General features: G+C 71.8%; 11 protein-coding genes. 10 read left to right on the top strand and 1 reads right to left on the bottom strand.

What is annotated here, in order from left to right; genetic code table 11:
- Position 1: 1 nt before the first annotated feature.
- The 6 genes from GVY64_RS10775 (at position 2) to GVY64_RS10750 (ending at position 6,121) form a co-directional block, all read left to right on the top strand.
- A complete protein-coding gene (locus GVY64_RS10775; protein WP_159840383.1) occupies positions 2–1,006 on the top strand; it encodes an ABC transporter permease in 1,005 nt (334 codons plus the stop codon).
- Positions 1,007–1,134: 128 nt separating this feature from the next.
- Positions 1,135–1,947 (top strand): ABC transporter permease, encoded by an 813-nt coding sequence (locus GVY64_RS10770; RefSeq protein ID WP_442939561.1) that lies wholly within the window; start codon positions 1,135–1,137, stop codon positions 1,945–1,947.
- The gene (locus tag GVY64_RS10765) at positions 1,944–3,566 is read left to right on the top strand and encodes a dipeptide ABC transporter ATP-binding protein (RefSeq protein WP_159840382.1); all 1,623 of its coding nucleotides are present in this window, start codon (positions 1,944–1,946) and stop codon (positions 3,564–3,566) included. Before GVY64_RS10770 ends, GVY64_RS10765 begins: the two co-directional genes overlap by 4 nt.
- Positions 3,567–3,742: 176 nt before the next feature.
- A complete protein-coding gene (locus GVY64_RS10760) occupies positions 3,743–4,072 on the top strand; it encodes a hypothetical protein (protein WP_159840381.1) in 330 nt (109 codons plus the stop codon).
- Positions 4,073–4,157: 85 nt separating this feature from the next.
- Positions 4,158–4,964, top strand: a complete 807-nt coding sequence (locus GVY64_RS10755; RefSeq protein ID WP_159840380.1) for a DUF1684 domain-containing protein — start codon at positions 4,158–4,160, stop codon at positions 4,962–4,964.
- Complete coding sequence (locus GVY64_RS10750) at positions 4,961–6,121, top strand: LLM class flavin-dependent oxidoreductase (RefSeq protein WP_159840379.1); 1,161 nt, start codon at positions 4,961–4,963, stop codon at positions 6,119–6,121. Before GVY64_RS10755 ends, GVY64_RS10750 begins: the two co-directional genes overlap by 4 nt.
- A gap of 178 nt (positions 6,122–6,299) precedes the next feature.
- Here the strand turns inward: GVY64_RS10750 and GVY64_RS10745 are convergent, their stop codons facing one another.
- Positions 6,300–7,301, bottom strand: a complete 1,002-nt coding sequence (locus GVY64_RS10745) for a methylenetetrahydrofolate reductase (RefSeq protein ID WP_159840378.1) — start codon at positions 7,299–7,301, stop codon at positions 6,300–6,302.
- 183 nt (positions 7,302–7,484) lie between these two features.
- On the opposite strand from GVY64_RS10745, the gene GVY64_RS10740 reads away from it, so the two are divergent.
- The 4 genes from GVY64_RS10740 to GVY64_RS10725 all read left to right on the top strand — a co-directional run bounded on the left by GVY64_RS10740 (position 7,485) and on the right by GVY64_RS10725 (position 12,992).
- On the top strand, positions 7,485–8,618 hold the full coding sequence (locus tag GVY64_RS10740; protein WP_159840377.1) for a polyprenyl synthetase family protein: 1,134 nt from the start codon (positions 7,485–7,487) through the stop codon (positions 8,616–8,618).
- A 46-nt stretch (positions 8,619–8,664) separates the two neighbouring features.
- Positions 8,665–10,248, top strand: coding sequence for a phytoene desaturase family protein (crtI, locus tag GVY64_RS10735; protein ID WP_159840376.1), 1,584 nt, complete (start codon positions 8,665–8,667; stop codon positions 10,246–10,248).
- Between the two features lie 63 nt (positions 10,249–10,311).
- Complete coding sequence (locus GVY64_RS10730) at positions 10,312–12,030, top strand: alpha-(1->6)-mannopyranosyltransferase A (RefSeq protein ID WP_159840375.1); 1,719 nt, start codon at positions 10,312–10,314, stop codon at positions 12,028–12,030.
- On the top strand, positions 12,027–12,992 hold the full coding sequence (locus GVY64_RS10725; RefSeq protein WP_159840374.1) for a phytoene/squalene synthase family protein: 966 nt from the start codon (positions 12,027–12,029) through the stop codon (positions 12,990–12,992). Before GVY64_RS10730 ends, GVY64_RS10725 begins: the two co-directional genes overlap by 4 nt.
- Positions 12,993–13,914: the final 922 nt, after the last annotated feature.

Here is a 13,914-nt window from a genome sequence, read left to right as displayed (position 1 = left end):
CATGGCACGCTATCTGGCCCTGCGGGCCCTGCAAGCGGTCTGGGTGCTGTGGGCGGCGTTCACGCTCTCGTTCGTGGTGCTGTACCTGCTGCCCGCCGACCCGGTCTCGATCGCGGCCGACGGCGGCGGCTCGGGCACACCGGTGGACAAGGCCGCCATCGCCGAGTTGCAGGCTCGCTACGGACTGGATCGGCCACTGTGGGAACAGTATTGGACCGCGCTCGGGCACGCCGTCCGCGGCGATCTCGGACATTCCATCGCCACCGGGCAGCCGGTCACCGGCGCGATCGGCGACGCGCTGCCCGCCACACTCGCACTGACCGGCGCGGCGCTGCTCTTCGCGGTCGCCGGAGGCGTGGCGCTGGCCTTCGCGGCCACCCAGACCCGGCGGCCGTGGCTGCGTAACACCTTGGCCGCGCTGCCGTCGCTGGGCGTCTCCGTGCCGTCCTTCTGGACGGGACTGCTTCTGCTGCAGGTGTTCTCGTTCCAGTTGCGGCTGGCGCCCGCGTTCGGCGGGCACGGGTTCGCCGGCACCGTGCTGCCCGCGCTCACCCTGGCCCTGCCGATCGGCGCGGTCATAGCGCAGGTGTTCACCGCCGGGCTCGAAGCCACCTGGCGGCAGCCGTTCGTGGACGTGGCGCTGGCCAAGGGCGGATCGCGCTGGTGGGTGCAACGCACGCACGTGCTGCGGCCGGCCAGCGTGCCCGCGTTCACCATCGCGGGAGTCCTGGTCGGCAACATGCTCGCCGGATCGGTGGTGGTGGAGACGGTGTTCGCGCGCCAAGGCGTCGGCCGGCTGACCCAGACCGCGGTGCTGGCGCAGGACATCCCGGTGGTACAGGGCATCGTGCTGCTCACCTCGGCGGTGTTCGTCAGCGTGAATCTCGCGGTCGACCTGCTGTATCCGCTGCTCGATCCGCGCATCGCCGCCCGCTCCCCGGCCGTGAGCGGCGAGTCCGAGCAGGCCGCCGCCGACACCGCCGAGGAGGCGATCATCCGTGTCTGACGCCACTTTCGTCAGCCCTGCCGCCGGATCCGTGACCGGCGCGCCGTTCACCGAGGAGGTGCGGATTCGTGGTTGACGTCACCGAGGAACAGCGCCGCGCGGCGCTACCCGGCTTGCGGCGGCCCACCGTGCGCTGGAAGCGGGTGCGTGGCAACGCGGGCGTGCTGGTCGCGAGCGCCGTCGCGCTGCTGGCGCTGGGATGGGCGCTCGCGCCGTCGGTCTTCGCCGGCGGCGACCCGCTGACCGCCGTGCCCGCGCAGAAATTGCAGGGCCCCAGCGCCGAACACTGGTTCGGCACCGACAATCTCGGACGCGACCTGTACACCCGGATGGTGCACGGAGCCGGTCTCTCGCTGACCGCCACCCTGGCCGCCGTCGGCATCGCGCTCGTCGCCGGGTCGCTGCTCGGGCTGCTGGCCGGCGCGGTCGGCGGCGTGGTCGACGCCGTCGTCATGCGCCTGGTCGACGTGCTGCTGTCGGTGCCCGCGCTGCTGCTGTCGCTCGCGCTGGTCACCGCGCTCGGCTTCGGCACCGGCAACGTGGCCGTCGCGGTGGGCGTTTCGCTGGTGGCCAACTTCGCGCGCGTGATGCGCTCGGAAGTGCTGCGGGTCCGTCAGGCGGTGTACGTGGAGGCGGCCCACGCCGCGGGCGTGCGCTGGTACACGGTGCTCGCCAGGCACGTGCTGCCCAATTCGGTCCAGCCCGTCCTCGCCTTGGCCGCGGTCGAGTTCGGCATGGCGGTGCTGGCCGTGTCGGCGCTGAGCTTCCTCGGTTACGGCGCGAAACCGCCCACCCCCGAGTGGGGCACGTTGATCTCCGAGGGCCGCAACTACCTCGCGACCGCGTGGTGGATGACCACCCTGCCGGGCTTCGTCATCATCGCCGTCGTGCTCGCCGCCCAGCGCCTCGGCCGCGTCATCGGGAACGGAGCACCCGCGTGAGCGCCCCGGCGACACCGCTGCTGCACGTGGCGGACCTGCGGGTGCGATACCGGTCCGACGCGGGCCCGGTCACCGCGCTCGACGGTGTGTCGCTCACCGTGGCCCGCGGCGAAGTGGTTGCGCTGGTCGGCGAGTCCGGCTCCGGCAAGTCCACGCTCGCCCACGCCGTGATCGGCCTGCTCGGCGCACATGCCGAGCTCACCGGCGGAACCGTGACCTTCGACGGCGCCGTGGTCGACACCGGCTCCGAACGCGTGCTGCGACGGCTGCGCGGAGCCCGCATCGGATTCGTCCCGCAGGATCCCGGTCTGTCGCTCAACCCCGTCCGGCGCGTCGGCGACCAGGTGGCCGAAGCGCTGCTGGTGCACGGGCCGGCCGACCGCAAGACGGCGCGGACGCGGGCGATCGAACTGCTGGCCGACGCGGGGCTGGACCGGCCGGAACTGCGTGCCGCCCAGTATCCGCACGAGCTGTCCGGCGGGCAGCGCCAGCGGGTGCTCATCGCCGCGGCCCTGTCCTGCGCACCGGACCTGATCATCGCCGACGAGCCGACCAGCGCCCTGGACGCGACCGTCGCGCGCCGGGTACTGGACCGGCTCGCCGAGCAGATCGCGGCGCGCGGCACGGCGGTGCTGTTGATCACCCACGATCTGGCCGTCGCCGCCGAACGCGCGGACCGGCTCGTCGTGCTCAACGGCGGCGAAGTGGTGGAGACCGGCCCGACCGCCGAACTGCTGGCCGCGCCCCGGCACCCGTACACCAAGCGCCTGCTCGCCGCCTCGCCGAGCCTCGCCCCGGCGGGCGGTTACCGCGCGCCCAAGCCCCGGGACGGCGAACCGCTGCTGGTTCTGCGCGAGGTGCACAAGACATTCCGCGCGCACGGAGGCGACAGCGTGACCGCGGTGGCCGGAGTCGGCTTCGAACTCGGCCGCGGCGAAACCCTCTCGCTGGTCGGCGAATCCGGCTCGGGCAAGTCCACCACCGCGCGGATCGCGTTGCGGCTCACCGAAGCCGACCGCGGCGAGGTCGTCTTCGACGGGCAGCCGCTGTCGGAGGCCCGCGGATCGCGACTGCGCGCGCTGCGCAAACGCTTCCAGGTGGTGTACCAAAACCCCTACGCTTCGTTGGATCCGCGCTGGCGGGTGGGCGCGATCGTCGAGGAACCGCTGCGCGCGTTCGGCGTCGGGAATCGCGCACAACGGCGCGACCGGGTGGCGGAGCTGCTCGCACAGGTCGCGCTCCCGGCGGGGTTCGCGCAGCGCAGACCCGCGGAATTGTCCGGAGGACAACGTCAGCGCGTCGCCATCGCCCGTGCCCTGGCGCTGCACCCCGAACTCCTGGTGCTCGACGAACCGGTGTCCGCGCTGGACGCCTCGGTCCAAGCTCAGATCCTCGAACTGCTGGATCGTCTGCAAGGCGAGCTGTCGCTGAGCTACCTGTTCATCTCACACGATCTGGCGGTGGTGCGCCGCATCAGCGACCATGTCGCGGTGCTGCGGCACGGCCGCATCATCGAATACGGTCGCACCGCCGAAATCTTCGGCGACCCGCGGCACGAGTACACCCGCGAACTGTTGTCGGCCATCCCGGCGCCCGCCGTCGCGAAAGGGGTGTCGTGATGCCGAATCAGACCTACCGGCACAGCCGGGTGCTGAACCGGCAGCAGCGCCGGGCCCCGTGCCGCAGCCGCCCGGAGCCCGTCCCGTCCTCCGCGATCACCCCTCTCCGCTCACCGGAGCCCACCACCGGCCACAAGCCGACCACGTGGTGGCACCGACCGAAAAGGATCGTCCTGATGGTGTACTCCGCCTTCAACCGGAAACCGGCCGGCGCCGAATCGACTCCGGCACCGGAAGTTCCCGCCGCCCCCGTCGCCTTCGGACCGGACCCGGCCCGATGGTGGCGCACCCGACTGCGCGCCCCGCGCGCCGCGGATACCTCCGGCAACGCGCGGGTGCACGCCGTCGCCCCGGCCCGCGGCGAGCGCGACCGCCGCGTCATCCGATCCTCGCCCGGCGCGCACGCCGCGCTGTGGCGGCAGGCGCTGCTCCTGGCGCCCGACGTCGCCGCCGCGGGAACACACCCGGCGCTGCGGAACCGGATCGACGCGGAGGGAACCGCCTGATGCCGCTCTCCACCCGCTTGCGCGACCACCCCGGCCTGCGCCATCCCCACCGTCGCACCACCGCCCACGAAGGAGCCCGAACGTCATGACCACGAGCATCACCAGCGTTTTCGAGACCGAGTGGGCGCAGTGGCACCACGCACGAGAAGACCAGATGCGCGACCCGCTCGGCTTTCTCAGCCTGACCGGGCTGCACTGGCTCACCGACCGCCCCGAGCGGCTGCCGGACGTGCCCGGCACCTGGTGGGTCACCGACGAGAAGGTGTTCATCACCGCCCAGCCCGCCGACCGGCTGGAATACGACGGGCTCGGCATCGCGGGCGTGCAGATCGTCACGCCCACCGAAGGCGCGCCCGGGCTGCACGTCCGGCAGGAGCGGCGGGTGCTCGAGGTGATCCGCCGCACCGGCCGCTACGCCGTGCGCGTGCACGACCCGGCTGCGCCCGCCCTGCTGACCTTCGACGGCATCCCGGCCTACCGGCCCGACCCGCGCTGGGTGGTCCCCGGGCGGTTCACGCCGTTCGCGCGACAGCAAACGGTGGTCACCGGAGCCGTGCTGGCGGGCCTCGAACACCACCACAGCGCCGCGGGCACCATCGAATTCCGCATCGGCGAGGTGACCGAGCGCGTCGTCGCCTTCGGCGAGAGGGACGACCTGCGGGTGCTGTTCACCGACGCGACCAGCGGCGTGACGACCTACCCGGCGGCGCGTTCACTCGCCGTCGGCGCACCGGACGCGGACGGCGCGGTGCTGCTCGACTTCAACCGCGCCGCGAATCTGCCCTGCGCCTTCACCGATTTCGCGACCTGCCCGGTGGCGCCCGCGCAGAACCGGCTGCGCGTCGCGATCGAAGCGGGCGAGCAGGATCCGCGGCAGGGGCGGGCGGCATGAGCGACCGGCCGGTTCCCCTCTCGATCCTGGACCTCTCGCCGATCAGCGCCGGCTCGACGGCGCAGCAGGCCCTGCGCAACACCGTCGACCTGGCCCAGCACGCCGAAGAGTGGGGCTACCACCGATACTGGCTGGCCGAACACCACTTCGTGTCGGTGGCCAGTTCCTCCTCGATCACCCTGATCGGCTTGGTCGCCGCGGCCACCGCGCGCATCCGAGTGGGTTCGGCGGCCGTGCAGGTGGGTCATCACACCTCCGCCTCGATCGTGGAAGCGTTCGGCACCATCGACGCGCTGTACCCGGGCCGGATCGACCTCGGTCTCGGCCGGTCGGGTCATCGGCGCGGCCAGTTCGGGGCGGAAGCCGCGCGGCCGGAGAGCGGCAAGCCGGTGGCCGACGCGGTGACCGGGCGCACCGAGATCCGCGACGGCGTGGTGGTTCCGCCGCCGTTCGACCCCGGCCGCATCACGGACAAATCGCGGTTCATCGCCTCGGTGAGCGCGTTGCAGCAGCGCGGCGCGCAGCCACTGGACTTCGCCGAACAGGTCGACGAGGTGCGCGACCTGCTCGCGGGCACCTTCGTCAGCCCGGAAGGCGTTGCGCTGCACGCGGTCCCCGGTGAGGGCGCGCAGGTGCGATTGTGGCTGTTCGGCAGCACCGCGGGCGAGAGCGCGGAGCTGGCCGGGCGGCTGGGGTTGCCGTTCGCCGCGGCCTACCACGTCTCGCCCGGCACCGCGCTGGACGCGATCGAGGCGTATCGCGCGGCGTTCCGCCCCTCTGCCGAGCTGGCCGAACCGTACGTGGTGATATCCGCCGACGTGGTCGTCGGCGAGGACGACGCGACCGCGCGGCGGCTGGCCGCGGGCTACGGCCACTGGGTCTACAGCATCCGCAGCGGCGCGGGCGCGGCCGAGTACCCCGATCCGGCCGCCATCGCCCCGCTCACCGCGGAACAACGGCGGCTCGTCGACGATCGCCTGGCCACCCGGTTCGTGGGATCGCCCGGCACCGTCGTGGAGCGGCTGGCCGCACTGCGACGTGTCAGCGGGGCGGACGAGCTGCTGGTCACCACGATCACTCATCGGCACGCCGACCGCCTGGAATCGCACCGGCTGCTCGCCGACGCATGGGGGTCGCGCGCCGCCCGCGCGGCCTGACCCGAGTCCGGCCGGTGCACCCTCGCGCCGGCCGACGTGCTCGTCGGCAAACCGTGCCACCGATCGGCGGCGTACTCGTCCTGGACCCGCTCGTAGGTACCGCCGCCGGCGGAGGGACGAAATGCCACCGGTCACGGCGTCGGAGCAGCACACCCGGCGATGCGCGTGACCGGAGAGTTCAGACGCCGACCGGTGTGGCCGTGACGCCGTAACCGAGGTTGGTCAGCACCTCGCTGGTCGCCTTGGCGAAGTTCAGCGTGATGAAGTGCAGGCACGGCGCGCCCTCGGCGATCAGCCGCTGGGCGATCTCGGTGGCGATCTCGATCCCCGCCGCGCGCACCGCCGCAGTGTTCTCCTCGCCGCCGTCGCCCGCCGCCTTGCGCAGCCGCGCCATGACGGCGGGAGGCAACGGCCTGCCGCACAGCTCCTCGGCGCGCTGCACCGTGCGCAGCGACGTGATGGGCATCAGCTCCGGAATGATCGGCTTGGCACCTTCGATCGGGTCCAGCGCCACGAGCCGATCCCGCAGGCGCAGGTAGTGCTCCACGTCGAAGAACATCTGGGTGATCGAATACTCCGCTCCCGCACGCAGTTTCGCGGCGAGGAACGCGGTGTCGGTCGCCAGGTCCGGCGAGCGGTGATGCCCCTGGGGGAACGACGCCACGCCGACGTGGAAGTCGCCGAGATCGCGCACGATGCGCACCAGTTCCTCGGCGTAGGACACGCCGTCGGGGTGCTTGGTCCACTCGCCCAGCGGGTCACCGGGCGGGTCGCCGCGCAGCACCAGGATGTTGCGGATCCCGGAGTCGGCGTACGCGCCGACCAGCGAGCGCAGTTCGGCGACGCTGTGCCCCACCGCGGTCAGGTGGGCGACCGGCAGCAGCGTGGTCTCCTGGGCCAGTTCCCCGGTCACGCGGACGGTGCGGTCGCGCGTGGAACCGCCGGCACCGTAGGTCATCGACACGAACGCGGGATGCATGCACTCGAATTGCCGCACGGCGCGCCACAGCCGCGCCTCGGCGGCGGCGTCGCGGGGCGGATTGAACTCCACGGAGAACGGCACCGCGTGCCCCGTGTGAGCCCCCAGACTCTGTACGACCGAAGGTGTGCCAGAGACGTTCGGGTGCGTCCGGGACGGCCGGCCAGGGGTCGAGCTTCCCCGCACGTTGTCGAAAGTCACCGGTTCAGTGTAGAGGTGGCCGGTGGCGGCCCCGTCGGGTCGCTCGGACGCCCCGCGTATTCTTCGCATCGGGCGACCTGGTCGCCACGCCGAGCGACACGCGCGACAGCCTCCGCTCGGCCCCGAATCACCCGCAGCGCCCGGGCACCGTCGCGACCCCGTGCGTCCACCATCCGCACGACCTTGGAGGCTCCCCTGTCCGCCGCAACCGGGACTCAGACGCCGCGCCCCGCGGTGCCGCAGCCGGGCACCCCCGCCTTCGTCACCGCCGTGGAAGACGCCCTGACCAGTTTCTTCGCCACCCGCCGTCCGACGACCGAGCGCCTCGGCCCGGTCTTCGTCGAGGCCACCGACGCGCTCGAGCAGTTCGTGCTGCGCGGCGGGAAACGCACCAGGCCCGCGTTCGCCTGGACCGGGTGGCTCGGTGCGGGCGGCGATCCGCACGCGCCCGAGGCCGCCGCGGTGCTCACCGCGTGCTCCGCGCTCGAGCTCGTGCAGGCCTGCGCGCTGATCCACGACGACATCATCGATTCCTCCCGCACCCGCCGCCGCTTCCCCACCGTGCACGTCGACTTCGAGCAGCGGCATCGCGACCGCGGGTGGTCCGGCGACGCGGCGCACTTCGGCGCCAGCGTGGCCATCCTGATCGGCGATCTGGCGCTGTCCTGGGCCGACGACATGGTGCACGCATCCGGTTTGGCGCCCGCCGCCATCGCCCGGTTCGCGCCGGTGTGGGCCGACATGCGCACCGAGGTGCTCGGCGGCCAGCTGCTCGACGTCAGCGGAGAGGCGGGCGGCGACGAATCGGTCGAGGCCGCGCTGCGCATCAACCGCTACAAGACCGCCGCCTACACCGTGGAACGCCCGCTGCACCTCGGCGCCGCCATCGCCGCCGCCGACCAAGGGCTGATCGAGGCGTACCGCCGGTTCGGCACCGCCATCGGGATCGCCTTCCAACTGCGCGACGACCTGCTCGGCGTATTCGGCGATCCGGCGGTGACCGGCAAACCCTCCGGCGACGACCTGCGCGAAGGCAAGCGCACCGTGCTGCTGGCCGAGGCGCTGCGCCGCGCCGACGAGTCCGATGCCGCCGCGGCCGCGCTGTTGCGCTCGAGCATCGGCACCGACCTGGACGCGCAGCAGGTGCAGCGGCTGCGCGTACTGCTCGTCGAACTCGGCGCGGTCGACGAGGTGGAACGCCGGATCACCGAACTCACCGACAGCGGCTTGGCCGCCATCGAGACCAGCTCGGCGACCGCGGTGGCCAAGGAACGGCTGCGCGCCATGGCGCTGGCGGCGACCGAACGCACGGCGTGAGCACGGCATCGCGCGCCATCCGCCGGACGGCGAGGAGGTGAATCGGGTGCGAACCGTTGCGGGACCGACCGATCGCGTCGTGGTGGTCGGCGCGGGACTGGCCGGCCTCTCGGCCGCCCTGTACCTGACCGGTGCGGGTCACACGGTGACGTTGCTCGAGCGCGCCGATCATCCCGGCGGCCGGGTGGGGCGCTATCGGGGCGCGGACTACGACATCGATTCCGGCGCCACCGTCCTCACGCTGCCCGAGCTGATCACCGACGCGCTCGCCGCCGTCGGCCGCGCGCCGGAGACCTGCGTGCCTGCGCTGCGCATCCACCGGATGGCGCCGGGCTATCACGTCCGGTTCGCCGACGGCGCCGAGATCAGGGTCTTCGCCGATCCGGACGCGATGGCCGCGGAAGTCGAGCGGATCGGCGGTCCGGCCGAGGCACGGGGATATCGGCGCCTGCGCGACTGGCTGGCGCGCATCTACGCGGCCGAGTTCACCGAGTTCATGGACACCAACTTCGACTCGCCGCTGGATATGGTGCGCAGCCGAGAAAAGCGCCGTGCGCTGGCCGAATTGGTGCGCCTCGGCGGCTTCGGCAGGCTCGGGCCCCGGGTGCGCGGATTCCTGCGCGATCCGCGGCTGGCGCGGCTGTTCACCTTCCAGGCGCTGTACGCGGGCATGCCGCCCGCTGAGGCACTCGCGGTCTACGGCGCGATTCCGCATATGGACACCTCGCTGGGCGTCTACTTCCCCGAGGGCGGTATGCGGGCGATCGGCGCGGCACTGGCGCAGGCGTTCACCGAAGCGGGCGGCACGCTGGAACTGAACACCGAAGTGGTCGGGATCGACTACGCGGGCCGGCGCGCCCGGCGCGTGCGCACCGCCGATGGGCGTTCGTTCGACTGCGACGCGCTCGTGCTGACCGCCGACCTCGGCTCGCTCGATCGATTCGGGGTGCGCATCCGGCGCGGGTTGCGCGCTTCGCCATCGGCGGTCGTGGCGCACGGCACGATCCCCGCCGCCGTCGCGGCGGACTGGCCGGTGCAGGCGCACCACACCATCGAATTCGGGCAGGCGTGGGATCGGACATTCGCCGAGATCACCGCCCGCCGGGGCCGCGGAACGCTGATGAGCGACCCTTCGCTGCTGCTGACCCGACCCGCCCTGACCGATCCGAGCCAGTTCATCGCACGCCCGGACGGACGCCACGAGCCGTTCTCGTTGCTGGCGCCGTGCCCCAATCTCGCATCGGCCCCGCTGGATTGGCCGCGGCTGGGACCGGCCTATCTGCGGGAGTTGCTCACCGTGCTGGAGGCACGCGGCTACCGGGGCATCGCCGAACACTTCGCCGTCGACCGGCTCGACACGCCGCAGACCTGGCACGACCGCGGCATGCTGGCGGGCACACCGTTCTCCGCGGCCCATCTCTTCCGCCAGACCGGCCCCTTCCGGCCGAGCAATTTCCCCCGCTCCAGCGACAATGTGGTTATCGCCGGTTGCGGCACCACGCCAGGTGTGGGCGTGCCGACCGCCCTGCTTTCCGGGAAACTGGCGGCAAACCGTATCGCGGGCGAGATCGGGCGCACTCCGCGTGCGACCCCGCGCACCAGCCGGATAGGGTTCGAGGCGACGCCGTAAACTAAGCGCCGACCTATTCGCTCGCGGTTGCGACCGCCGACCATTCGGGGGGACCGACACCAGATGGCATCCCCCGAAACGCGCACCGCAGAGGCCGCCTCCGCCGGTGACGTCCGCACCTCGTCACTCGCCTCCGCACGTCGCGAATCGGCCGCTCCCCGTGGTTTCCTGTGGTGGATGCGCACCTGCGCCGACTTCGCCAGGAGCCCGGAGGGCCATGCCGCCCTGCTCGGCTTCTTCGGCGCGATCATGATCATGTTCGGCGGCTTCGGCGCGGGCAGCGTCCGCAAGCGCGATCCGCTGCTCGAGGCCATGCACCTGTCCTGGCTGCGGTTCGGGCACGGCTACGCGCTGTCGACGATCTGCATCTGGATCGGCGTGCTGCTCATGATCACCGCCTGGGTCCGGCTCGGGCGCGCCACGATCGGGACGGGCGACCGGATCGGCGCCGAGGTGACGCTCAACGAGCTGCGCGCCATCGTCGGCATCTGGATCGCGCCGCTGCTGTTCGCGGTGCCGATGTTCAGCCGCGACGCCTACTCCTACCTCGCCCAGGGCGCGCTGCTGCGCGACGGCTTCGACCCCTATCAGGTCGGACCGGTCGCCAATCCCGGTGTGCTGCTGGACAACGTCAGCCCCGTGTGGACCACCACCACCGCCCCCTACGGGCCGGTCTTCCTGCTGCTCGGACGCGCGATCACCGCCGTCACCGGCGACAACGTGGTGGCGGGCACCATCGCGATGCGCCTGGTCATGCTGCCCGGCCTGGCGCTGATGATGTGGGCGGTGCCGTACCTGACCAAGCACCTCGGCGGCAAGCCGACCGTCGCGCTGTGGCTGGCGGTGCTCAACCCGCTGGTGCTGATCCATCTGATCGGCGGCGTGCACAACGAGATGCTGATGGTCGGGCTGATGTGCGCGGGCATCGCGCTGGTGCTGGAGCGCCACCACGTGGCGGGCATCGTGGTCGTCGCGATCGGGGTGGCCATCAAGGCGACCGCGGGCGTGGCGCTGCCGTTCCTGGTCTGGATCTGGATGCTGCACGAACGCGAGCGCCGCGCGGCGCAGCGGGTCGGACGCGATCCGGCGCACCTGCCCGCGGGCGAGCGACCCGGTGACGCCGCGGAGCCCACCGAGGACATGCCGCATCCCGCTCTCGTGTTCGGCAAGATCGCGGGGCTCGGTCTGAGCGTGTTCGCCGTCGTCTTCGTCGCCGCTTCGGCCATCGCAGGCGTCGGCATCGGCTGGCTCACCGCGCTGTCCGGTTCCAAGAAGATCATCAATTGGCTGTCGCTGCCCACCGTGATGGCGCACGCGGTCACCTGGATCACCCCACTGCGCCTGGAATCGGTGCTCGAGGTGACCCGCGCGCTGTGCGCGCTGGCGCTGGTCGCGGTGCTGGCCTTGACCTGGTGGCGGTTCCGGCACAGCGAGCGGGAGGCGGTGCTCGGCATCCTCATCGCGTTCGTCGCGATCGTCATCCTCTCGCCCGCCGCACTGCCCTGGTACTACTCCTGGCCGCTGGCGCTGGCCGCCGGGTTCGCGTTGTCCACCACCACGCTGATGGCGCTGGTCGGCGTATGCACCTGGCTGATGCTGGTCTTCCAGCCGGACGGCTCGATCGGCCTGTACAACTTCTGGCACGTCGCCGCCGCCACCTTCGCCGCGGGTGTGGCGGCGCTGTCGCTGCGCACGGTGGACCCGCTGCGCCTGCGCACCGCGCCGCCGAGCACTGTCGCGGCCACGCCCGGCAAGGCCACCGCTTCGTCCGCCGCCCCATGACCGGAGATCGGCTGTCCGATTCCGCTCTGCTTCCGCTCGCCTATCGCGAGTGCAGGCAGATCGCCGCCACGCACGGCCGCACCTACTTCCTGGCCACCCGACTGCTGTCGGCCGAGCGACGGCCCGCCGTGCACGCACTGTACGCGTTCGCACGCATGGTGGACGACGTCGTCGACCGGGCGGACCGTCCCGCCGGGGCGCCCGATCGCGTCCCCGCCGCGGAACTCGACCTGATCGAGCGGGACCTTCGGGCCGCACTCGAATCCCCCGTGGGCCGGACCGCGAGCCCACAGCCACGTGCCCTGGTGCTGGCCGCCGTCACCCACACCATCCACCGCTACGGTATTGCGGCACAGCACTTCTGGACGTTCCTGGATTCCATGCGCATGGACGCGCCCGGTACCCCGGCCTTCCGCAATCGCTACGCCACCATGGCTCAGCTAGGCGCATACATGCGGGGCTCGGCGGCCGCGATCGGATTGCAGCTGCTACCAGTGCTCGGCACGATCGTCCCGGTGCGTGAGGCCGAGCCCGCCGCCGCCGCGCTGGGCGAGGCGTTCCAGCTGACCAACTTCCTGCGCGATGTCGCCGAGGATCTCGACCGCGACCGGGTCTACCTGCCCGCCGACGCCCTCGCCGCGTTCGGCGTCGACGAGGAACTGCTGTTCGAATGCCGCCGCACCGGCCGGACCGATCCGCGCGTACGCCGCGCCCTCGCCCACCTCATCGCCGTCAACCGGGATCTCTACCGCCGCGCCGAACCGGGCATCGACCTGCTCGAACCACGGGTCCGCCCCGCCATCCGCACCGCGGCCACCCTGTACGCCGACATCCTCCGGCACATCGAACGCAGCGACTACGCCGTCTTCGGCCACCGCGCGGTCGTCCCCCACCACCACCGCCTCCGCATCGCCGCCACCGAGTTCACCACCGCCACCCTCCGCAGCCGCCGCACACGCTGACGGCGGCAGTACCCCCTCCGACTTCGCCCGGACCCTCACATCGAAGACGATCTCCAACGACACAATCCCAACAGCCTTCCGCCTCAACTCCGCTTCGAGCAGAGCGAGACCGAGCAAGCGGTCCGAAACCCGGTCGAACCGGCACCGCAGCCGGAAGCGATCCCGAGAGCAGCGATCTCAAACCAGCGGCAACAGCACAACCCGTGGTAGCAAGGTCACAGTCAGACACAACCACCAGCTTCGAGCGAAGCGAGACCGGCAAGCGCCGTTGAAGCACGATCGAACCAACACACCAGCCGTAGTGGCACCGCCAGCGCGGCATCAGGCCGACGGCAACGCCGCAACCCCTGATCGCGCGGACACCACCCGAGGCAACCACACCAGCTCGACCACCGGCTTCGAGCGAAACCCATACCAGTAAGGCCGCCACGCACTCGACGAAGAAGCAGGCAACGGCCTCGGGCGGTCTGTCGGCCAGTCGCTCCGGACCGCGTGCATCGGGCAGCGCGTTCCGCTACCGACGCGCCCAGCGCACCTCGACCCCAGGTTTCGAGCGAAGCGAGACCGAGCATGTTCCGTTCGCGGCCCGGCTCGCGTTCGAGTGGCCGCCGCGTGCGCGACGAAGGAGCAAGCGGCGGCCACCGCAAAGGAGCCTCCGAAACGGCGCGCTACGGGCCGCAAGGTTCATCTCCAACGCGCCCAGCTCACCGCAACCACGTCTTCCGAGCGAAGCGAGACCGAACATCCGCCGTTCGCGGCCCGGCTCGCGTTTGCGTGGCCGCCGCGTACGCGACGAAGGAGCAAGCGGCGGCCACCGCAAAGGAGCCTCCGAAACGGCGCGCTACGGGCCGCAAGGTTCATCTCCAACGCGCCCAGCTCACCGCAACCACGTCTTCCGAGCGAAGCGAGACCGAACATCCGC

The sequence above is a fragment of the Nocardia sp. CY41 genome (assembly GCF_009829325.1).
GTDB lineage: Bacteria > Actinomycetota > Actinomycetes > Mycobacteriales > Mycobacteriaceae > Nocardia.
This window is presented reverse-complemented; position numbering and strand designations above follow the sequence as displayed.